General features: G+C 66.5%; 19 protein-coding genes. 10 read left to right on the top strand and 9 right to left on the bottom strand.

All coding sequences use genetic code 11. From position 1 onward, the window contains the following. Positions 1-37 precede the first annotated feature (37 nt). The 4 genes from ACFVT2_RS24910 to ACFVT2_RS24895 form a co-directional block, all read right to left on the bottom strand. Complete coding sequence (locus ACFVT2_RS24910) at positions 38-280, bottom strand: hypothetical protein (RefSeq protein WP_390021464.1); 243 nt, start codon at positions 278-280, stop codon at positions 38-40. A gap of 281 nt (positions 281-561) precedes the next feature. After that, complete coding sequence (locus ACFVT2_RS24905; RefSeq protein ID WP_390021462.1) at positions 562-1,431, bottom strand: IS5 family transposase; 870 nt, start codon at positions 1,429-1,431, stop codon at positions 562-564. A gap of 254 nt (positions 1,432-1,685) precedes the next feature. After that, positions 1,686-2,369 (bottom strand): hypothetical protein, encoded by a 684-nt coding sequence (locus ACFVT2_RS24900; RefSeq protein ID WP_390021460.1) that lies wholly within the window; start codon positions 2,367-2,369, stop codon positions 1,686-1,688. A 30-nt stretch (positions 2,370-2,399) separates the two neighbouring features. After that, a protein-coding gene (locus ACFVT2_RS24895) for an IS5 family transposase (RefSeq protein ID WP_390021459.1) occupies positions 2,400-3,208 on the bottom strand; the annotation gives its coding sequence in 2 pieces (ribosomal slippage) (positions 2,400-2,854 and positions 2,854-3,208; 810 coding nt in all). Positions 3,209-3,492: 284 nt separating this feature from the next. Between ACFVT2_RS24895 and ACFVT2_RS24890 the strand changes: the two genes are divergently transcribed. Then, complete coding sequence (locus ACFVT2_RS24890; RefSeq protein WP_052859355.1) at positions 3,493-4,503, top strand: aldo/keto reductase; 1,011 nt, start codon at positions 3,493-3,495, stop codon at positions 4,501-4,503. A 6-nt stretch (positions 4,504-4,509) separates the two neighbouring features. Here ACFVT2_RS24890 and ACFVT2_RS24885 read toward each other — a convergent pair whose 3' ends face one another. Further along, positions 4,510-4,668, bottom strand: a complete 159-nt coding sequence (locus tag ACFVT2_RS24885; protein WP_358946533.1) for a hypothetical protein — start codon at positions 4,666-4,668, stop codon at positions 4,510-4,512. Between the two features lie 179 nt (positions 4,669-4,847). Here ACFVT2_RS24885 and ACFVT2_RS24880 point away from each other — a divergent pair, with 179 nt between their 5' ends. The 3 genes from ACFVT2_RS24880 (at position 4,848) to ACFVT2_RS24870 (ending at position 8,011) form a co-directional block, all read left to right on the top strand. Continuing rightward, positions 4,848-5,687, top strand: a complete 840-nt coding sequence (locus ACFVT2_RS24880; protein WP_390021458.1) for an IS5 family transposase — start codon at positions 4,848-4,850, stop codon at positions 5,685-5,687. Between the two features lie 355 nt (positions 5,688-6,042). Next, the gene (locus ACFVT2_RS24875; protein WP_390021457.1) at positions 6,043-6,633 is read left to right on the top strand and encodes a snapalysin family zinc-dependent metalloprotease; all 591 of its coding nucleotides are present in this window, start codon (positions 6,043-6,045) and stop codon (positions 6,631-6,633) included. Positions 6,634-7,015: 382 nt separating this feature from the next. Continuing rightward, positions 7,016-8,011, top strand: coding sequence for a hypothetical protein (locus ACFVT2_RS24870; protein WP_390021456.1), 996 nt, complete (start codon positions 7,016-7,018; stop codon positions 8,009-8,011). A 632-nt stretch (positions 8,012-8,643) separates the two neighbouring features. Here the strand turns inward: ACFVT2_RS24870 and ACFVT2_RS24865 are convergent. After that, positions 8,644-9,096, bottom strand: coding sequence for a VOC family protein (locus tag ACFVT2_RS24865; protein WP_390021454.1), 453 nt, complete (start codon positions 9,094-9,096; stop codon positions 8,644-8,646). Positions 9,097-9,400: 304 nt separating this feature from the next. Continuing rightward, positions 9,401-10,312 (bottom strand): LysR family transcriptional regulator, encoded by a 912-nt coding sequence (locus tag ACFVT2_RS24860; protein ID WP_390021453.1) that lies wholly within the window; start codon positions 10,310-10,312, stop codon positions 9,401-9,403. 195 nt (positions 10,313-10,507) lie between these two features. Between ACFVT2_RS24860 and ACFVT2_RS24855 the strand changes: the two genes are divergently transcribed. The 3 genes from ACFVT2_RS24855 (at position 10,508) to ACFVT2_RS24845 (ending at position 14,312) form a co-directional block, all read left to right on the top strand. After that, positions 10,508-11,296, top strand: coding sequence for an alpha/beta fold hydrolase (locus tag ACFVT2_RS24855; RefSeq protein ID WP_390021451.1), 789 nt, complete (start codon positions 10,508-10,510; stop codon positions 11,294-11,296). Next, positions 11,293-13,287, top strand: a complete 1,995-nt coding sequence (locus tag ACFVT2_RS24850) for an AMP-binding protein (RefSeq protein ID WP_390021450.1) — start codon at positions 11,293-11,295, stop codon at positions 13,285-13,287. Before ACFVT2_RS24855 ends, ACFVT2_RS24850 begins: the two co-directional genes overlap by 4 nt. A 761-nt stretch (positions 13,288-14,048) precedes the next feature. Further along, the gene (locus tag ACFVT2_RS24845) at positions 14,049-14,312 is read left to right on the top strand and encodes an acyl carrier protein (RefSeq protein WP_390021449.1); all 264 of its coding nucleotides are present in this window, start codon (positions 14,049-14,051) and stop codon (positions 14,310-14,312) included. A gap of 196 nt (positions 14,313-14,508) precedes the next feature. On the opposite strand, the gene ACFVT2_RS24840 is transcribed toward ACFVT2_RS24845, so the two are convergent. Further along, positions 14,509-14,661 (bottom strand): hypothetical protein, encoded by a 153-nt coding sequence (locus ACFVT2_RS24840; protein WP_390021448.1) that lies wholly within the window; start codon positions 14,659-14,661, stop codon positions 14,509-14,511. Positions 14,662-14,719: 58 nt separating this feature from the next. Between ACFVT2_RS24840 and ACFVT2_RS24835 the strand changes: the two genes are divergently transcribed. The 3 genes from ACFVT2_RS24835 (at position 14,720) to ACFVT2_RS24825 (ending at position 17,516) form a co-directional block, all read left to right on the top strand. Further along, positions 14,720-15,598 carry an acyl-CoA dehydrogenase family protein gene (locus ACFVT2_RS24835; RefSeq protein WP_390021446.1) on the top strand — a complete coding sequence of 293 codons (879 nt, stop codon included), beginning with the start codon at positions 14,720-14,722 and terminating at the stop codon, positions 15,596-15,598. A 17-nt stretch (positions 15,599-15,615) separates the two neighbouring features. Further along, positions 15,616-16,800, top strand: coding sequence for an acyl-CoA dehydrogenase family protein (locus tag ACFVT2_RS24830; protein ID WP_390021445.1), 1,185 nt, complete (start codon positions 15,616-15,618; stop codon positions 16,798-16,800). 134 nt (positions 16,801-16,934) lie between these two features. Next, the gene (locus ACFVT2_RS24825; protein WP_390021443.1) at positions 16,935-17,516 is read left to right on the top strand and encodes a flavin reductase family protein; all 582 of its coding nucleotides are present in this window, start codon (positions 16,935-16,937) and stop codon (positions 17,514-17,516) included. 251 nt (positions 17,517-17,767) lie between these two features. On the opposite strand, the gene ACFVT2_RS24820 is transcribed toward ACFVT2_RS24825, so the two are convergent. After that, a complete protein-coding gene (locus ACFVT2_RS24820; protein WP_390021441.1) occupies positions 17,768-18,655 on the bottom strand; it encodes a helix-turn-helix transcriptional regulator in 888 nt (295 codons plus the stop codon). Positions 18,656-19,207: the final 552 nt, after the last annotated feature.

Genomic DNA, 19,207 nt, shown 5'->3' with positions numbered 1-19,207 from the left:
GGGTAACCGGTCCGTCCACGGCGCGGCCGCGGCTTGCTCAGTCCGGGCGGCGGCCCGCTCGCGCAGTTGCTCCAGTCGCGCCGCGAGCAGGTACTGCGCGGTGTGCTCCCTCGCCGCATCGGCGGCCTTCGGCGAAGTGCAGGAGCATGTCGTCGTTGCCCTTGACCTCCGAGAGCAGCGTCGGATGGACCCGCACCAGCGTGGCCTTGGCCAACCGCTCGACGCTGACTCCCGCGTCCAAGAGGAAGACCTCGGTCTGCCCCTCCGCGTGGGCGCCCATGGGCAGGTGCGCAAAGTCCCGGGCACCGGATAACAGACACTCAAACGTGATCGGCGATCCCATGGCACGACGGTAGCGACCAGCTGGGCACGCCCGCAGGTGGTTTCCACCAGGGCCGCGAGGCTGAGCGACGGCCGCACAGCACGGGCCCGGGGCCAGGCCTGCAACGACAGAGTGAGACGGCGGCTTAGAGATCCCGCGGGTAGGGGCGCCGTCGCGAGCGCCGCGATACCGCCGCCCGGACCAGCGGAATCTCTTAGAGGTCGTTTTCTCCCGTTGTTTCATCCCGGAATCTGTGGTTGATGCTGGTTTATGGGGTCGTGCCAGGAGACGGTGGCTTCGCCGGTGAGGCGGCGGGCCATGAGGTCGGTCATGGCCAGGTGGATCATGGCTTCGGAGCGTGCGGGGAGGGCTTCGTAGTCGCGTGCCAGGCGGCGGTGGAACATCAGCCATCCATAGGTGCGTTCGACAGCCCATCGTTTCGGGATGGGGATGAAGCCCCTGGCTCCGGGGGTGCGCTGAACGATTTCCACGTCGATGCCCAGGCGGGCTGCGTGTTCGACGAGATGTTGGCGGTAGCCGCCGTCCACCCAGACTTTCCGAATGGTGGGATGGGCGGCGGCCACGGCGTTGACCAGGTGTGTGCCGGCCACTGAGTCCTGCACACTCGCGGCCGTGACAACAACCGCCATGAGCAGGCCGAGGGTATCGGTGACGATGCTGCGCTTGCGGCCCACGATCTTCTTCCCCGCGTCAACGCCCTGACTGGCCGCGGGGACACCGGTGGAGGTTTTCACGCTCTGCGCGTCGATGACACAGGCCGAGGGTGCGGCACCTTTGCCTGCCTGCTGGCGAGCCAACCCCCGTAATAGCCCGGTGAGCTGGGAGAACACGCCGTCCTTCTCCCACCTGGCGAAGTAGCCGTAGACGGTGTTCCACGGAGGGAAATCGTGCGGCAAGTAGCGCCACTGCACGCCGGTGCGATCCACGTACAAGATCGCGTCCATGATGTCGCGCAGGTCATGCTCAGGTGGGCGACCGATATCCAAGGCATGCCGACGTCGCTCGGCCCGCCAGGCAGACAGTACCGGCTCGACCAACTCCCAACGGGCATCGGATAGATCGCTCGGATAGGGACGACGCTCAGTCATGTCCTGGATGTACCGCTGGAGAACACGTGCGCCCAGGCGTGCGGCGACCGCGTTGGGGCACGGTTCCGCGCTGGGGCACTTTGGGATGAGACAGGCGCAAGCCGCCTTTCACTCCAGCCGTCACCCCACCTTCCCCTCAGAACTCAACCGCACCAGCACGGCAATCCCGCACACGCAAACCCAGGAAATACCAGCGCATCACAGATGAAAACGACCTCTTAGACATCGTTTCTTTTGGTGCCTGGCGGCGACTGTTACGTGGAAGGTCGTCCTGGCACCCCCAGCACGTCCGTCAGGTAGTGCTGGGCTTGGGCGTGTCCCTCCTGAGCATTGAGTGTTCCTACATCCAGGCTCAGAACATGCCACGGGTTCTGCGCTAGGAGACGACGGGTCAGGTCAGCCTCGAAGCGGAGATGAGCGGCGGCCGACGAGAGGTCATGGACAGCCCGAGTGCCAGGGGAGCCAGAGAGTTTCCGCACGTACCAGTCTTCCCAGGCATCGCCTTCTCGCTCGACTGCGCGCCGCAGCGCCGTCTCCGGATTGTCGTGGACGTACACGACGGTGACCTGGGCTGGCTTCACAGCCCGGGCCAGCTCTTCCATGATGTGGACGAGAGTCTTCTCGTCGTGGCCCCATGCCACAAGGGACGGAATGTAGGGCAGAAGGGCATCCGTCACCAGGTAGTCCTTGCCCGCCGCGAGTGACTCCGCGACGTAGGCGCGGGTGCACTCAACTAAGGTCGCAGGCTGGACGGCGGCAGCCTCACCGGCGAACTCTTCAGCCACGGGCCGGAAGGCCGGCCGTGTGAGAATGTCGGCCTCCTCGAAATGGTCGACCGATGCGCCGACGCTGGTAAGCCACTGGGCCACCGCACGACACAGGGTGGACTTGCCGACGCCAGGGCTACTCCCGATGACGGAGATGAGATGCATAGTCATGGCGGCAGTCTCGCACCCGTGCGAAGTCCTTCACCCGGTGAGCCGACGGTAGTTGATGAGGGCTGCGGCGATGCCGACGAAGGCGAGGAAGTGCTTGGCCTTGCACTCGTAACGGCGGTGCAGGCGTCGGCAGCCGGCCAGCCAAGACACGGTCCTCTCGACCACCCAGCGATGCCGTCCCAGCCGCTGTGAGGACTCGATACCCTTGCGAGCGATGCGGTGGCGGATGCCACGCTCTCGGAGCCACCTGCGCAGGTAGTCGTAGTCATACCCTTTGTCGGCGTGGAGCTTGGCCGGGCGCCGGCGGCGCGGACCGCGACGGGAGCGGACAGGCGGGATCCCGCGCACGAGCGGCTGAAGACCAAGACTGTCGTGCATGTTGGCGCCGGAGATGCCCAGGGACAGAGGCAGTCCATTCCGGTCCGTGATCAGGTGGATCTTCGATCCGTTCTTGCCACGGTCGGTCGGATTCGGTCCCGTCAGCGGCCCCCTTTTGCCGCCCGGACGCTCACAGAGTCGATCGCACACCGCGACCAATCCAGTTCACCAAGGGCGCCGAGTTCGTCGAGGATGACGCGGTGGAGCCGGGCCCAGACCCGGCCCTGGCTCCACTGGGCGAAGCGCCGGTAGACCGTCTGCCAGCATGGCCCGAAGACTGGTGGAAGCTGCCGCCACGTACACCCAGAGGTCGCTACGAAGATGATCGCGGCCAGAGCCTCGCGGTCACCCGCCCGACGCCGACCCCCGCCCTGCGGTCGCTTTACTTCCGTCGGCGGCACCACTCGTCGGAACAGTACCCATAACTCGTCCGGCACCAGCCGTTCAACCAGGTCCACCATGACCTACCCAACGACCACCAGACACCAAAAGAAACGATGCCTTAGTGATCGAGCGATGCTCGGTCGTGGCGACGGACCCGCGAGGGCGGTTTGCCATCGGGGGGCTGAGTAGTGCCCCACGCGCTCGGCCGAGAATTGACAGTTTGTTACTCGCTACCACTGGGTTCTCTGGTACTCCTGGCCGAAACGGTCGAAACCTGACAGGGCGCGCATGCCCCACGCCTCCGAATTCCAGACCGAGACGTATTGCGTTAGAGCGCACTCCAACTCCTAGGTTCGGAAGCATGCGATACATCAAACTCGGAACGACCGGACTGGAAGTCTCCGCCATCACCCTCGGCTGTATGAGCTTCGGCGAGCCGGACCGGGGCGGCGAGCCCTGGTCGCTGGGCGCGGACGCCAGCCGGGACATCATCAAGCAGGCCCTCGAGGGCGGCGTCAACTTCCTCGACACGGCCAATGGGTACAGCGCCGGAAGCAGCGAGGAGATCGTCGGCCAGGCGGTCAAGGACTTCACCCGGCGCGAGGAGGTCGTCCTCTCCACCAAGGTCTGGATGCGGATGCGCCCCGGCCCGAACGGCGCCGGGCTGTCCCGCAAGGCGATCTTTGCCGAGCTCGACGCCTCCCTGAAGCGACTGGGGACCGACTACATCGACCTGTACCAGATCCACCGCTGGGACTACGACACCCCGATCGAGGAAACCCTTGAGGCGCTGCACGACGTGGTCAAGTCCGGGAAGGTCCGCTACATCGGAGCCTCTTCCATGTACGCCTGGCAGTTCGCCAAGGCCCTGTACCTGGCTGACCTGAACGGCTGGACCCGGTTCGTGTCGATGCAGGACCACTACAACCTCATCCACCGGGAGGCAGAGCGGGAGATGCTCCCGCTCTGCGCCGACCAGGGCATCGGCGTGATCCCGTGGAGCCCGCTGGCGCGGGGCAGGCTGACGCGGGCCCGGGACACCGCCACGGCGCGTGCCGAGACCGACGAGGGCGGCAAGATCCTCTACCGCGACGGGGACCAGGCGGTGGCCGAGCGCGTCCACGAGATCGCGGGCAAGCGGGGTCTGTCCGCGGCCCAGGTCGCCCTGGCCTGGGTCATACGCAACCCGGCGGTGACCTCGCCCATCGTCGGGGTCACCAAGCCGGCCCAGTTGGCCGACGCGGTCGCCGCGGTGGACGTCGAACTCGACGAAGACGAGGCCGCCTACTTGGAGGAGCCCTACCAGCCGCACGAGGCCGCCTACCTGGAGGAGTCCTTCTACAAGTCGCGGCCTGTGGCGGGCTCCCGGTAGTCCGGGCTACCGTCGGGCCTTCGACGAGTCCTTGGCCTCGGCCTTCACAGCCCTGTGGTCGGCCCGGCGGTGCTTGCGGGCGGTCGCGCGCAACTGCATGATCCGCGCGCTGCCCGCCAGCGCAGTGAGCAGGATGCCCGTTACCGCGGCCAGCAGCAGGGCCACGCGCAGCGGCAACGTGCCCGTGGGTATCGAAGTAGCTGACGTCCACCGACTGCTCCTGAGTTTGGTCAATTGGTAAGAGATTTCGCAGGTAGGGGCGTCAGGCTGATGTGACGTGGGCACCGGGATCCGTTTTGACGTGGGACTCCTATTACATCTCTACATCTGAAAACGGAGCACCGGTGCCCGCCGTCGAAGCATGGGCGATCGAGCCCTTGTGGGTCCAGTTCGAGGCCCTCCTCCCACCGCATCTCGAGACACATCCGTGGGGCTGTCACAACCCACGGATCCCGGACCGGATCGTGTTCGACAAGCTCGTCGCGAAACTCGTCTTCGGCGGCTCGTACGCGAAGCACGCCGATCAATCGTGCTCGGCAACCACGATGAGAACCCGACGCAACGAGTGGATCGCGGCCGGTGTCTTCGCAGGGCTGGAGCAGATCGTGTTGGAGACCTACGACCGTGTCGTGGGCCTGGACCTGGCCGACATCACCGTCGACGGGCAGATCACCAAAGCGCCCTGCGGTGGCGAGGTCGCCGGGAAATCACCGATTGACCGGGGAAAACTCGGAATCAAGTGGTCGCGGATGACCGACGGACGCGGGATCCCGCTGGGCTGTGTGGTGACCGGCGCGAACCGGCACGACTCCCCGTTCCTGCGCCCGACGCTAGAGAAGCTGGGGCGTTTCGAGCTCGCGTTGCCTGAGCAGATCACGGTGCACCTCGACGCGGGCTACGACTCCACGGTCACCCGCAAACTGCTGACCGACCTCGGCTGCGAGTGGCGGATCCAGCCCAAGGGCGTCGTGATCCCGATCAACCACACTCGCCGCTGGGTCGTCGAGCGCACCAACTCCCGGTACAGCCGCGGCTTCAACTTCACCCTGTCCTGCACAGAACGTCGAACGGTCGTCATCAACGCACTGCTCGCGTTGATGACCGCGATCATCGTGATCCGACGCCTCATCCGCGAAGCCTGGACCAGCCAACGCTGGGACACACGGCCAGCCCGCCGACCATGACGCCTTGTCCTCTACCCGCGGGATCTCTTAGGGAAGATATCTCGGCTACGTGGCCCACGCCCGCAAGGTTGCTCGATCGTCGAGAGGGGCTGTGTGACCTGCTTCGGGTTGTCCCTGCGGTTGCGGGGGAGTTGGGCTGTGGCGTGCCCCGCGATGTGGCGGCGCTCGATCTCCTGCAGCCACGACCGACCAATGACGCTTGCCCCCTCTCCCATCCCACCCATTGTCAACTCCTGCGTACTTTGAGCCAACTTGACAGCGACCGGGCCCGATCACCGACAGAGAGGTTGTCGTGTTCGCGACGAACTCGTTTACTGCGGGCAGCAGCTGAAACTCAAGGAGGCGTACCAGTCTGATGATCAAGCGAATAGCCGCCCTGGCAGCGCTCATCCCGGCCATGTTGGGCACTACGGTCGGCGCCGCTTCGGCGCACCCCGCGGCGCACACGACCCCCTCTGTGGTCACCCTGACCTACGACGCCAGTGGTGCCGGTCAGTGGGCGGGCCCGATCAAGCAAGCCGTGCAAAACTGGAACGACGCGGTGCACAACGTGCGCTTAGTGCCGGCGAGTACCTACCGCTCGGCCGACTACGTCTACGAGGCGACCAGCGGATGGCCGCAGACCACGTTGGGGCCGATCTTCCCCGGCGGCAACGGTGACGTGCAACTGGGCCAGCAGGCGGTCGACGAGGGCTACGACACGACCCGGATCGCGGCGCACGAAACCGGGCACATCCTCGGGCTGCCCGACGACTACAGCGGGCCCTGCTCAGAGCTCATGTCCGGCCACGGCCCCGGCACGTCCTGCACAAATGCCAAGCCGAACGCGGCCGAGGCGGCAAAGGTCGACAAAAACTACGCCGCTGGCACGCCAGCCGTGCGCCCGCATCACCGCCAGGTGGTGATCGACATCTGGTCCGGCCGGGTGCTCACCGGCTCGCGTTGACTGGCCAGCAGGTCAGGCCCACTCAACACCGGTGGCCTCGTCGTCCTCGCACGTGCGGGGGTAGTTCGCGGACACCGTCTCGATCTGCTCTGCGTGCCGGGTCGTCCCCGCGCCCGCGGGGGTAGCTCGCCCCTGGAGGGAGGTGCACCGTGTCCGACGTCGTCGTCCCCGCACGGCTCGGCCAGGAACGCCCCCTTCCTCCGGAAAGTGATGTTGCCGAGTTCCGAGCACGCCTCAGTACTTGCTTCAGGACCGTGGTTGTGCTCGACACGACGTGCTGAGGAGAACTCGGCCTGATGTGACCGGGCGCCGTGTGCCCTCGTCGGACGGGCGAGCGGCAATCCGTTCGCGTGGCGTCTTCCCGGCCACGTACGGTCTGCGCATGACCAGGACCACGCCGGCCAGACCGGTATCCGTGGAGTCCGTGTTCCCGGAACTGGCCGCTCACCGGGGCCGGACGACCCGGCTGCACCCCAGGCCGGGGCGGCCCGGCATACGCGACAGTCATGTCGGCGGGCCGATGCTTTGGCCCTACGGCGAGCCGTGGCCGGTCTGCCGTGAGCCCCACCAGCACGAAACCCAGGGGTATGTGCCGGACGAGATCCGCAGTGCCCGGGCCGCGGGCCTATGGCCGCGGAGCCGGCCATGGCCTGGCACCAGCACGCCTGGGGAGGACGGACCGGTCCCGTTCGTCGGGCTCGCCCAGTTCTTCCGCCGGGACGTCCCGGGCCTGGCAGCCGGGCCCGACAGTGCGGACCTGGTACAGCTCTTCCGCTGCCCATTCACCCATGGTCCGTACCTGGAGCGCCGCTACCACCTGCGGTGGAGGCGGGCCACAGAGACCGAGCGCGCGGAACGTTTCCTCGCCGCTCCGCCCGAAGTGCCCCTGCTGCGATGGGAGCACGAACTTCCCGAGCCGTGCGTTCTGCACCCCGAAGAGGTGGACACCTTTCCCTGGGCGGAGGACGACACGCTCCCCGCCCCGCTGATCGCCCTCACCGACGCATGGGACGACGCCCAGGCGGCGGAAAACGGCCCCGATGCCCCGAGCTACCAGTCCGACCTGTCGATCCCGCCCGGCTGGCGGGTCGGCGGCTTTCCCAGCTGGGCGTCGACGGGCCCGATGGCCCTGGGCTGCGCGTCCTGCGCGACCCCAATGCGGCTGCTGCTGACCGCCGGGAGCGACGAGATGGACGCCGGCTCGCACAGCTGGGTACCGCTGGAAGACCGCGACCCGTCCCTGCAGGGGAAGGCCTCGATCCGGGGCGGCCCGTCCGTTGCCCAACCCACTCGGCTCCGCTTCGGCCGGGACCGGGACCTGCACGTTTTCACCTGCCCGGCCGACCCCGGACACCCGCCCCAATGGGTGCTCTCCTAGGGCGCTCCGGGGCGACGAACTTGACCAGCGCGTCGTCCCCGCGCACGCGGGGGTAGTTCGGCCGTCATGGGGGACCAGACCATCAGCGGCCGGTCGTTCCAGCGGTCGCGAGGGGAGTTTCGCCGTGGGTCTTGGTCCGTCGTGCTGGCTGTGGTTGCCCAGTGCTCCGGTGCCGCGCATGTGGTGGTTCCCGCTTTCGTGGGCCGGCGGTGCTGGCTCTGGGCTGCAGGCCTCGACTGCTGAACCTGGTGAAGGGAAACTGTCGCTGCTGCTAGCATCCGCGCAGGTCAAGAAGTAATCGTCCCCGCGCTCGCGGGGGAGTCCGTTCCGGCTGCGAAGCACCTCCACCACGAGGTGGTTGTCCCTGCATGCGCGGGGTTGTGGCGGGGCTAGTTGAGGACTTGGACTTCGGCGACGTTGATGTCGACGGCACTGCTGCGGGGCTGGGTGAGTTAGCCGCTTTCACGGAGACCACGCCGGACCGGCGCAGCGCCGGCAGCACAACAGAGGCGACGTAGGACGCGGACAGCCCCAGCCATCGGCCCAGCTCGCCGGTACGGATCTCGACCACTCCGGACTCGCCTCGCCGCCGGTCTGTTCGTTCGGTGAGGTCGAGGCGAACGGGCCTTGGCCTACGCGGCGCAGAACTCATTGCCCTCCGGGTCCTGCATGACCCACCAGCGCCCAGCCGGTCCCTGGTCGACTTCGCGGATACGGGTTGCCCCCAGGTCTTCCAGCCTGGCCACCAGTTCGGCGAGGTCGCCAGGCCCGCTGTGGACGTCGAGGTGCAGGCGGTTCTTTCCGGACTTGGCCTCGGGTACGTCCTGGAAGAGCAACCGTCGACCGCGGCCGACGCCGCTGGTTTCGTCGAACGGGTCCTCGGGGTGGCGGATCGCGGCGTAGCCACGGAAGGTCTTGCGGCCGCGATGCTCGACGACCGCCTCGTCACTGAGGTGACCAGCGGTCAGCAACTGCTCGATGAGTGCGCTGGGATCCTCCACTTCGTAGCCCAGTGCAGCGGCCCAGAAGTCTGCGAGGGCAGCTGCGTTCGTGCTGTCGATGACCAGTTTCCAGTTCAATGCCATGTCACTGGTTATATGGCATGGACACCCCTCAGCACTGCCTGTTCGGCCCTGTAGTGCGGCAACGAATCCAACGGACCGCGGGGCAATGACTGGGCGGTGGCATGCTCGGCCGTGCACGTGGCTTTCGATGTGGACTCGCCCGCAGAGGGGTTACACGCCGCTGCGAAAGTTGCCTGGGTTCCGGTATCAATCTGAGGGCTGGCGCCCCACCATCCTGCGGGTGGTGGGGCGTCGCTCTGCCTGTCGAGGTGGATCGGAGTGGATAGGGGTGGGGTGGGGCTGTCGGGTGGGCAGCTGGGGTGAGTCAGTCAGCTGTTGTTGGTGTGCCCGTGTCTGTGTCTGTGTTGGTGTCTGGGGTGGGTGGCGTGTTGGTGGTGCGGTAGGTGTGCCAGGCGGTGTGGGCGAGGCGGGTGGAGAGGGGGTGGGTGCCGTGGGTGGGGAAGGCGAGGTGGGTGGGGATGGGGGGTGCGTTATGGAGGGGGATGAGGCGGACGTTGGGGTGGGTGTTGCGGCGGGCGGCGGTCGTGGGGGCGGTACCGAAGCCGGCGCCGGCGGCGATTTTCTCAAGCCATTCGTCGTAGTTGCGGCAGTGGGCACCGATGGCGGGTTGAGCGTGGGGCGGCCAGAGGTCGGGGAAGGTCGTGCCGCTGACTGTGTTGACGACAAGGGGGTGATCGGCGAGTTGGTTCCAGTCGATGTGGGGGAGTTGGGCGAGGGGAGAGGCGGCGGGGACGGCAGCGATGCGTTCTTCCTCGTAGAGCTGGATGCAGCGGATGCCCTTGGGATTTAAGTGGCCGCGGAGGAGGGCGACGTCGGTGTCGCCGGTGTCGAGTCCGGCCAGGGGGGTGTCGTGGCGTACCCATTCGATGTGGGTGTGGGTTTCTTGGGCGAAGCGGTTGGCGAGGGTGGAGAGGGTTTCGGGGAGCCCCCAGGCGAAGCCGATGCGGAGGGTTTCGCTGCCGCGGGCGTCGGCCAGGGTGGCGTCGAGTTGCTGGATGATCGGAATGAGGGATTCCCGAAGGCGGGTGCCTTTGGGAGTGAGGTCGATGCGGCGTGTGGTGCGGTCAAAGAGGCGGACGCCCAGGGCTTCTTCGAGGGTGCGGATGTTGCGGGTGAGTGTGGGTTGGGTGAGGTGGAGTCGTTTGCTGGCGGTGGTGAAGTTGCGTTCTTCGGCGAGGGTGAGGAAGTGGCGGAGGTGACGGAGGTTGATATTCATACGTGTGGAGCATAGGTGGGTGGGGTTTGGTATTTCCTCGGGGGTGTTGGGGTTGTTTAGTCTCGGGGTGTTGTTGGGGTAGTTGGATGTCTGTGGGGGTGGGTTTTCTGCTGGGTGTGTAGATGTTTTTGCGTCATGTTGTGGCGTGTGTGGATTGTGATCTCTTTGCTGGTGTTTGGGTTTAGGGAGGTTGTTGTGGCTGAGGTTGTGACGCGCGACGGTGTGGTGGAGTACACGTTTGTTGAGGGGGATGCGTCGTTGGCTCCCTTGGTGTTTGTGCATGGAGGGACGGGGTCGGTTGCTACGTGGAATCGCTTTCCGCGGTTGTTGGCGGCGCGGACGGGGCGTCGGGCATTGTTGTTTTCTCGTTTGGGGAATGGGTTTTCGTCTCCGTTGGTGACGCCGCGCACGTCGCGTTATGTGCATGAGGAGGGGCAGGAGAGGTTGCCTGAACTGTTGGATCTGTTGGGGGTTGAGCGGCCGGTCGTGGTGGGGCATAGCGATGGAGGATCGATGGCGTTGTTGTGTGCATCGGTGCGGCCGGTGGAGGCGGTGGTGGCGCTTGGTCCGCATCTGTATTGCGAGGAGTCAACGGTGCGGGGGGTTCGGGCCGCGCGTGCCTCGTTTGATGCTGGTGGGGCGTTCGCTAAGCGGGTGGCGTTGATGCATGCCAATCCGCGGTTGGTTGTTCAGGGGTGGAGTGACGTGTGGCTGTCGCCGGAGTTTGCCGGGTGGAGCATCGAGGGGGATGTGGAGGTGGAGGCGCCGGTGTTGTTGATCCAGGGCGATCAGGATGAGTACGGCTCGTTGGCGCAGTTGGATGCGGCGGAGCGGGTGCTGCGGGGGCCGGTGCGGCGTGAGGTGATTGAAGGGGGTGGTCACTACCAGCACATGGCTGAGGATCCCGAGCGGTTGGTGGAGGCCATCTGTTTGTTTTTGGCTGAGCATGCGTCCAGCCGCGGCGCGGGGAAGGCCCACGCATGAGCGCGGCAGCCTCCCGCCAGTCCACCGGCCCCACCACGCCCGTCGAAGCGGCCTGCACCGCCAACCTTGCCGACGTCGTGAACCGTGAAGACACCGTCGACGTTGCAGGCGCGGTCAACCGTGCGGACACCGTCGACGTTGCGGATACGGGCAATTGTGCCGACGTTGTCAGCCTTGCCGGTCGGGTTGGTGCTGCGGGCATGGGTGGGGTGCGGCAGTTGGATGGGTTGTTGGCGCGGGCTGCGGCGTTGTTTCCTGATCGGCCGGCTTTGGTTGGCGCGGGGGAGTGTTGGACGTATGCGGAGGTGGAGCGGGCTGTTGAGGGGTTGGCGTCGCAGCTTGCTTCGGCTGGTGTGGTTCGGGGGGATCGGGTGGGGGTGTACGCCGCGAAGTCGCCTGCTGCGGTCTTAGCCATCTATGCCGGGTTGCGGGTGGGGGTGGTGGTTGCTCCTTTGGACCCTGCGGATCCACCGGCCCGTACGGCGCGGATGGTGCAGGCCGCGGGGCTGCGTGTGTTGCTGACCCCTGACCGTAGTGTGTCTGCGTGCCGACGAGCCGCCGCCGAAGCCGTCAAAGCCGCTGCCACGAACGAAGTTGTCGCCACGAACCAATGTGGCGGCACCGTGCCGGGCGCGGCCACACGTGGGGGTGCCGCTACCACTGAGGGCGTGCGTGCCGTCATGGAGGCCGGTGTCAGTGAGGGTGTTGGCGTCAGTGAGGGTGTCCTTGACTTTGGGTTGAATTGGGTTGCTCTGGGAGTGAGGGAGGGGGAGGGACGTCGGGCTGTGTTGCCTGCGCCTGTGGATCAGGGTGGCTACGTTCTGTTTACCTCCGGCAGTACGGGGTGGCCTAAGGGCGTGTTGCTCTCGCATGCCAATGTTGCTCATTTTGCGGTGTGGGCGGCTGGTGAGTTGGGTTTGCGGGAGTCCGACCGGGTGGGTTCGCAGGCGTCGCTGACCTTTGATTTGACTACGTTTGATGTGTTCAGCTCTGCGGCGGTGGGCGCCTGTGTGGTGTTGATGCCGGATGTGCTGCGGGCGTTTCCCCGTGATGTGGTGGGTTGGTTGCGGACGCAGGAGATCACCGCGTTGTATGCGGTGCCGTCGCTGTATCACGGCATGCTGCAACAGGGTGGGATCGGTGAGGAGGGCCTGCCGTCGTCATTGCGGGTGGCGGCGTTCGCGGGGGAACCTTTCGTCCCGCAACTCCTGGAAAAATACATGGAGTTGATGGGCCAGGAGGTGCCGTTCTACAACCTCTATGGGCCCACCGAGACCAATGTGTGTACGTATCTGCGGGTGCCTGCTGACTTCCGGGCTGATCGGGAGTTGAGTGTGGGTGGGGCGATCGCAGGTGATGTGGTGGAGGTGTTGGACCAGGACGGTAACCCCACCGAGGGGGAGGGGGAGATTCATGTCGCGGGGCCGACCGTCTTCCAGGGATACCTGGTCGATGGTGTCCTGCGGGACCCGACCGTAACCGTCACCTTCCGTGACGGCACGGTGCGTCGCGCCTACGCCACCGGGGATGTGGGCTGTTTCGATGCGCAGGGACGTGTGGTGTTGCGGGGGCGGCGGGATTCCCAGGTCAAGCGGCGCGGCCACCGTATTGACCTGCTGGATGTGGAGAGCGCTGTGCTGGGCCTGCCGCAGGTTGCCACTGCTGCGGTGGTGGCGAAGGACGGTGCGCACCGCGGTGAGATTTGGGCGTATGTGCAGAGCGGCGGTGCCGTCCTGACGGATAGGGGTGTTCTGGCGGATCTGCGGGGGGTCTTGCCGAAGCGGATGTTGCCGGATCGGGTGGTCTTGGTGGCTTCGTTGCCGCTGACCGCCCGCGGCAAGGTCGACCGCCTCGCGCTAAGCACTCAAGGCATGGCCCCTCACACCACCGAGGAGACCGCCAACCAGCACACTGACCAGCACATCGACCAGCGCACCAATCAGCACATCGATCAACACGTCGACCAGCGCGGCGATCAACATGTCGGTTAGGGCCGGCCTGCGGACCGCCGACGAGAGCGCCCGCCAGCATGCCGATCTGTGCAATGGCCCGGCTCAACGGCCGCCCGTCCAACAGCCCGTTCAACGGCCCGGCTCAAGAGGCTAGTCCAAAGTCTCGGCCCAACAACTTGGACACCAACGATCGGCGCACAGACCTGGGCGTCGAGGAGAGCACGGCCGACCGCCAACGTACCCAGCAGCGCATGGACGAGGGTACGCACCAGAATATGGAGCGGCGGGCCGACGGAGGCACGCACTGGCCTGACCATCGCCGACGCGCGGGCGAGCGTCGACGAGGGTGTCCGTCAAAGCCCCGGCCGGCGCGCTGACGAGGAGTTCAGCGGGGTAGGGACCTGACTCCTCGGCCGGTACGCCGATGGGAGCATCGCCCGGGCATCGGCCGGCGCGTAGGCATCATCCCCCCATCCACGGCGAGACCTCGGCCGGCGCCGAACACAGCAATGACCGGCGCATCGATGCACGCATCAACCACAGCACCCGCCAGCGTGCCGATCTGTCTATGCATCAACACATCGTCGAGGCCATCGACCTGGGGCCGACCAGGGCACCGACTGGTGCCGAGGAGATCACCGGTCGGCGTGTCTGCCAGTGCGTTGTCGAGCCTTGCAACGGGCCCATCGACGGGCGCGCCGACCAGTCCAGCCCAACCAGTCCAGCCGGTCCATTCCAATCCAGTTCAGTCCATTGAGTAGTGCGTCGAGCTGCGCACTGAAGGTTAAGGAGATATCGGTATGAACAGTGTTGAGGACCTGTGTGGCGTGATCGGTAGCAAGATCACGTGGGGACGAGGGGAGGACCCGCAGCAGTTGACGGCTGATACTCCGTTGTTGGAGATGGGGTTGCTGGACTCGCTGGCCATCATGGAGATCATTTCCGCGCTGGCCAACGAGCACGGTGTGGAGCTGCCTGACACTGAGGTGGTGGCCGCTAACTTCCGTACGCCCAAGGCGTTGTGGGCGGTCATAGAGGGTCTTTCTGCGGGGGCCGCGAAGTGACCGCACCTGTTGATCGCCTGCTGCGCAGCGGCCCGGATGAGGTCGAGGCGTTGGTGGATGAGTTTCGTAGGCGGGCGGAGCCGGTTGTTGAGCAGGTGCGGGATAAGGATTTCCGTACGCAGTGGCAGGCGATGGCTGATCTGGGGGTGCTGCGTCTGACGGAGCCCGGCCCCCCGCCCCCCACCCACCCGCACAGTCAGCCCAGGCCCAACCAGCCCCAGAGCCAGCCCCAGCCCCAGAGCCAGGCCCAGGGCTTGGCCTCGGTCTCCGCCTCTGCCCCGTACTCGGCCTCGGGGGCGGTGCTGGGCGTAGGTCCGGTGACGCGTTCTTTGGCGATGGTGGAGGGCATCGGGCTGGCCGGTCTCGATGAGGGGGTGTGTTACGCGTTGGCGTCCCAGGTGTTTGGGATGCAGTTTCCCCTGCGTGCGGTGTTGCCTTCCTCGGCATGGGAGGCGATCGCGCACATCCAGTCCGGGCGCGAGGTGTTGTGCCATGCACTGACCGAGCGCGGTGGGGGCAGTGACCCGCTGTCGATGGATACCTGCGCCCGGCGGGAGGGGGAAGGCTATGTACTGACCGGGGCCAAGACGTTCATCACGGCTGCGCCGGTCGCCGATCATGCCATTGTCTTTGCCCGCACCGCGGCAGGCCGTCATCCGTTCGCGCTCTCCGCGTTCTTGTTCCCTTTGGACCTGCCGGGGGTCACGCGCAGTGAACCGTTCGCCAAGACGGCCCTGCCGAAGGTCCCGATGGGGGAGTTGGTCTTTGACCAGGTGCGCTTGCCGGCCGGCTCACTGATCGGTGAGGAGGGCTCGGGCCTTGCGTTGATGGCGTCGACGACCGCCTGGGAGCGGGCTGTGCTGCTGGGCTACGCTCTGGGCCCGATGCGTCGCACGCTGGGTCGGATCGTGGCGTGGGCTGCGGACCGTGAGCAGTTCGGCCGACGGATGGGGGCCAGTCACCAAGTGGCGTCCCGCGTCGCGGAGATGGCGCTGGTGCTGCACCGTTCCCGGGTACAGGTGTACGCGCTGGCGAGCCGGTTGGATGCCGGCACGCCTGCCAGGCAGCTGGCGGCCGAGGCCGCGCTCACCAAGATTTCGATCTCTGAGGACTTCGTTCGGCTCACCGAGCACGCCACCACGCTCTCGGGCGTGCGGGCCTTTATCGCCGACTCCGACCTCCCGGCCGATCTGCACAGTCCGATGGCCGCCCTGACGTATGCGGGCACCAACGACCTGCTGCGGGTGGGGATTGCCCGCCAGCTCGGCCTCCCGGTTGAAAACTGATGTGAAAGGGACTTTCGATGACGCTGCCGTCGCATATCGACGATCTGCTCAAGCTCGCCGCTCAGACCGGTGAGGCCCTGGAACCGCTGGCTGCCGACGTCGACGCCGGCCGGTCAAGTGGCCACGAGGCGTATCACCTCGTACGTGAGGCCGGGCTGTTGGGCCTGCTCATCCCGCAGGACGCCGGCGGCGCCGGCCTGGGATTCGGTGCCTATACCCGTGTGCTGGAACAGTTGGGGATCCGCAACGGCGCCGCGGCGCTGGGTTTCAACATGCACAACGTGGTCATCGGCGGCCTCGCCGAGACCGCCGGCACTCCGCTGCCACCGGCCGCCGACGCCTTCCGCTCCTGGGTGTTCGACCAGGTCATCCACCACCACAAGATGTTCGCCTCCGCAGTCTCGGAGGCCGGTAACGGCGCCAAACTGCGCGGGATGCGCACCACCTACCGACTCAGCAAGGACCGCGAGCACTACATCCTCAACGGTGAGAAGTCCTTTGTGTCGCTGGCGGGAGCCGCTGACTACTACGTGGTGGCGGCCCGCGCCGAGGACGGCGAGTCCAGCGAGGTCTCGCACTTCGTGGTCGCCGCCGACGACGTGGGCGTGTGTTTCGGTACCGTCCACAGCATGGCGGCGATGAACGGCACCAGCACCGCCGGGATGACGCTGAAGGACGTGACCCTTCCCCGTTCCCGCCTCTACCTCAACGTGGAGGGCATGTCGTTGTTCAAGCTGGTGCGGGAGCCGCACTGGATGACTGCCGGCTACACCGGCGCCTACCTGGGCATCGCCGAGGCCATCTACCGCTTCACCGTGGACTACGTCACCGCCTCTCCGCAGCGCGCGGAGAATCCGGTCATCCAGCACGACCTGGGGCGGATGTCGGCTCGCCTGCGGGCGGCCCGGGCATTGGTCCATGAGGCCGGTGACCTCATCGAACGCGAGCGGGGCAGTGTGGAGGCCAACGCCATGGTGCACGCCGCGAAGTACGTCATCGGCGAGGTCGGGCCGAAGTTGGGGCGCGATGCGGTGCGGGTGTGCGGATCGGCGGCGGTCAGTAAGAAGGCTCCTCTGGAGCGGCTGATCCGCGAGGCGTCGTTCTCCTCGGTGATGCCTGCCAAGCCGTATGACTGCCTGGAATACCTCGGCAAAGCCGCCGTCGGCGTCAACCTGCACGACGCCCGGACCTTCTCGTGGTGACGCCCGTGACCTCTCTCACCCCGACCCCCGCCCACTCCACGCCCCGTACCCCCAGCCCCGCCCCGACCCTGGCTCCGGGCTCTTCGGCCCTTCCCACGGTCTGTGCCTCCGCTGTGGTGGGGGAGGAACAGGCAGTGGGACCCGAGACCTTCCGCGCGCTGATGGGTTCGCACCCGGGGGCCGTGGCCGTGATCACCACGGCAGATGAACGGGGCAACCCCTACGGTTTCACCTGCACCGCACTGTGCTCGCTGTCCCTGGACCCACCGCTGCTGCTGGTCTGTGCATCGAACACGGGCAGCACACTGCCGGTACTCGTCGAGCGCGGCGAGTTCGCGGTCAACTTCCTGCACAGCCAGGGCCGCCGGGCCGCCGAAGCCTTCGCCAGCCGCACCGCGGGCCGTTTCGCGGCAGTGCCCTGGCAGGCGGCCCCCGGCAGCGGACTGCCCCTCCTGCCAGAAGACTCCCACGCGCTGGCCCGATGCCGCCTGGACCGGCTGCACCCGGCCGGGGACCACACCATCGTCATCGGCGAAGTGGTGTGGACCCACACCCCACCCCACACCCCAACGGGCGCCTCAACCCACACCCCAGCGGTCATCTCAACCGATGTCTCGCCCCACACCGCAACGGGTGCTCGAACCGACGCCGCGCCAACGGTCGGGCCCGGCCCGCTGCTGTACGGCCGGCGCCGCTACGTCGCCTGGCCCGACTGAACACCAGCCACCACCCAGCCGTTCGCCACCACCTCCCTCACACACCACACACCCCCAGCACCACCCCAACACCCTTCCACCGGCACGAGACATCCCACACCGTGGGCACTGGTTGCTCGACACTTGCCGGCGGCTGGCTGGTGCCCGACATCGGGCATCGGCCTGGGCGCTGGGCTTCGGCCGTTGGGCATGGCGCTGGTGACCCTCTGTGCTTCTGCCCTTCTGCCCCTCTGCGCCTCCATGCTTCTGCGCTAGGTGTGTTCTGTGCGTGGCGGGTTGGAGGGTTGGGTGTTTGCGGTGAGGTGGTGTAGGGCTGTCTTGGTGTGTTGATTGTTGGGGAGGTAGCACAGGAAGTGGTGACCGGGTTCGTCGAGGGCGGCTAGTTTTACGTAGCGTAGGTGGAGGTTGCCTGCGGTGGGGTGTTGGAAATGCCGTATTGCGGGCTGGTAGATCGCGGTTTCGCGTTGGCTGTACCAGCGGGCTGCGTCGGGGTCTTGAGTGATTTCGGAGATGATCTCGGAATAGCGCCGGTCGCGCGGGTGGCGGGCCGCGTTGGCGCGGAACTGCCCCAGCAGATACCGCGCTTCGAACTCCCAGTTGACGATCAGGTCGCGGGCTGGTGGCCACCGGAACACCAGCCATGGCAGATTGCGTTGTTTGGATGGTAGGCGTGCTGGGTCGGTCAGCAGTGCGGCGTAGCCGGCGTTCCAGGCGAGTAGGTCCCAGTGCGGGTCGATGACCACGGCTGGGTTCGGTGCGACCGATTCCACCAGTGAGAGTAGGTTGGGCGACACCCAGCCTGGTGACTGCTGCTCATGTGCGGCGTCGTCGATGAAGGACAGCACGTGTGCGGTCTCGGCCTCGTTGAGGTGTAGGGCTCGTGCTACTGACCGCAGTACTTGCTCGGAGGTTCGTACCCGTCCCTGCTCCAGCCAGGCGTACCAGGAAGCGCTGATGCCGGCCAATTCGGCTACCTCACCCCGACGCAGCCCCGGGGTGCGCCGCCGCGGCGCGACTGGCAGGCCCAGTTGCGCTGGGGAAAGCCGCTCGCGCCGCGACCGCAAGAATGCCCCGAGCTCCTTGCGCAGTGCCTGCGCGGCGCTCCCTTCACCAAAGGACCGAGCGATCCCGTTCACCATGCTTCCCCTTCCCGCACCAACAGCCCATCACAGCCACCCACAACACTGAGCCGCTCACGACGCGCGGCTGCCCAACACTGCCAGCTGCCCACGAGGCAACGCTCTCCACCCCACCACAGACACCCACGACGCACAGTCATCCTCGCGCATACGTCTCCCCTACGGCGGTCACCTGTTCCGGTCCGCACCGGCCCCGCCCCCCGGATCTCCTGGCGGCCCTGCGGCTGGCTGGTCCCGGCTGCCTTCGTCGTTGGCTGGTCTGGGGTGTTTTTTCGCCGGTGGGTTGTGGGTGTGCTGATGGGTCCGCCTTCACTGGCTGGCTGGTTGTTGGTGGCCCTCGCTATCGCTGGCGGGGTTCTTGCCGTTGGCGGGCTGGTCCTTGCTGTTGGGTCTGTCTTTGCTGGTGGGCTTGCTGTGGTTGGTGGGGGCAGGTGGTGCTGTCGGGCGGTTGTGGTGTGTTGGTGGGTGTGGTTGGTGTTAGGTGGTGGTGTTGTGGGTGTTGTGGGTGTTTTGGCCGGCGGTGATGTGCCATTGGTTGTTTTGTTTGGTGAG

Source organism: Streptomyces sp. NPDC058000, from assembly GCF_042886435.1.
Classification (GTDB): domain Bacteria; phylum Actinomycetota; class Actinomycetes; order Streptomycetales; family Streptomycetaceae; genus Streptomyces.
This window is presented reverse-complemented; position numbering and strand designations above follow the sequence as displayed.

Coding starts and splice junctions, on each gene's coding strand:
- ACFVT2_RS24910 (WP_390021464.1), bottom strand. CDS start 280: ATGGGCGCCCACGCGGAGGGGCAGACCGAGGTCTTCCTCTTGGACGCG.
- ACFVT2_RS24905 (WP_390021462.1), bottom strand. CDS start 1,431: ATGACTGAGCGTCGTCCCTATCCGAGCGATCTATCCGATGCCCGTTGG.
- ACFVT2_RS24900 (WP_390021460.1), bottom strand. CDS start 2,369: ATGACTATGCATCTCATCTCCGTCATCGGGAGTAGCCCTGGCGTCGGC.
- ACFVT2_RS24890 (WP_052859355.1), top strand. CDS start 3,493: ATGCGATACATCAAACTCGGAACGACCGGACTGGAAGTCTCCGCCATC.
- ACFVT2_RS24875 (WP_390021457.1), top strand. CDS start 6,043: ATGATCAAGCGAATAGCCGCCCTGGCAGCGCTCATCCCGGCCATGTTG.
- ACFVT2_RS24870 (WP_390021456.1), top strand. CDS start 7,016: ATGACCAGGACCACGCCGGCCAGACCGGTATCCGTGGAGTCCGTGTTC.
- ACFVT2_RS24865 (WP_390021454.1), bottom strand. CDS start 9,096: ATGGCATTGAACTGGAAACTGGTCATCGACAGCACGAACGCAGCTGCC.
- ACFVT2_RS24860 (WP_390021453.1), bottom strand. CDS start 10,312: ATGAATATCAACCTCCGTCACCTCCGCCACTTCCTCACCCTCGCCGAA.
- ACFVT2_RS24850 (WP_390021450.1), top strand. CDS start 11,293: ATGAGCGCGGCAGCCTCCCGCCAGTCCACCGGCCCCACCACGCCCGTC.
- ACFVT2_RS24845 (WP_390021449.1), top strand. CDS start 14,049: ATGAACAGTGTTGAGGACCTGTGTGGCGTGATCGGTAGCAAGATCACG.
- ACFVT2_RS24840 (WP_390021448.1), bottom strand. CDS start 14,661: ATGCCCTCCACCATCGCCAAAGAACGCGTCACCGGACCTACGCCCAGC.
- ACFVT2_RS24835 (WP_390021446.1), top strand. CDS start 14,720: ATGCAGTTTCCCCTGCGTGCGGTGTTGCCTTCCTCGGCATGGGAGGCG.
- ACFVT2_RS24830 (WP_390021445.1), top strand. CDS start 15,616: ATGACGCTGCCGTCGCATATCGACGATCTGCTCAAGCTCGCCGCTCAG.
- ACFVT2_RS24820 (WP_390021441.1), bottom strand. CDS start 18,655: ATGGTGAACGGGATCGCTCGGTCCTTTGGTGAAGGGAGCGCCGCGCAG.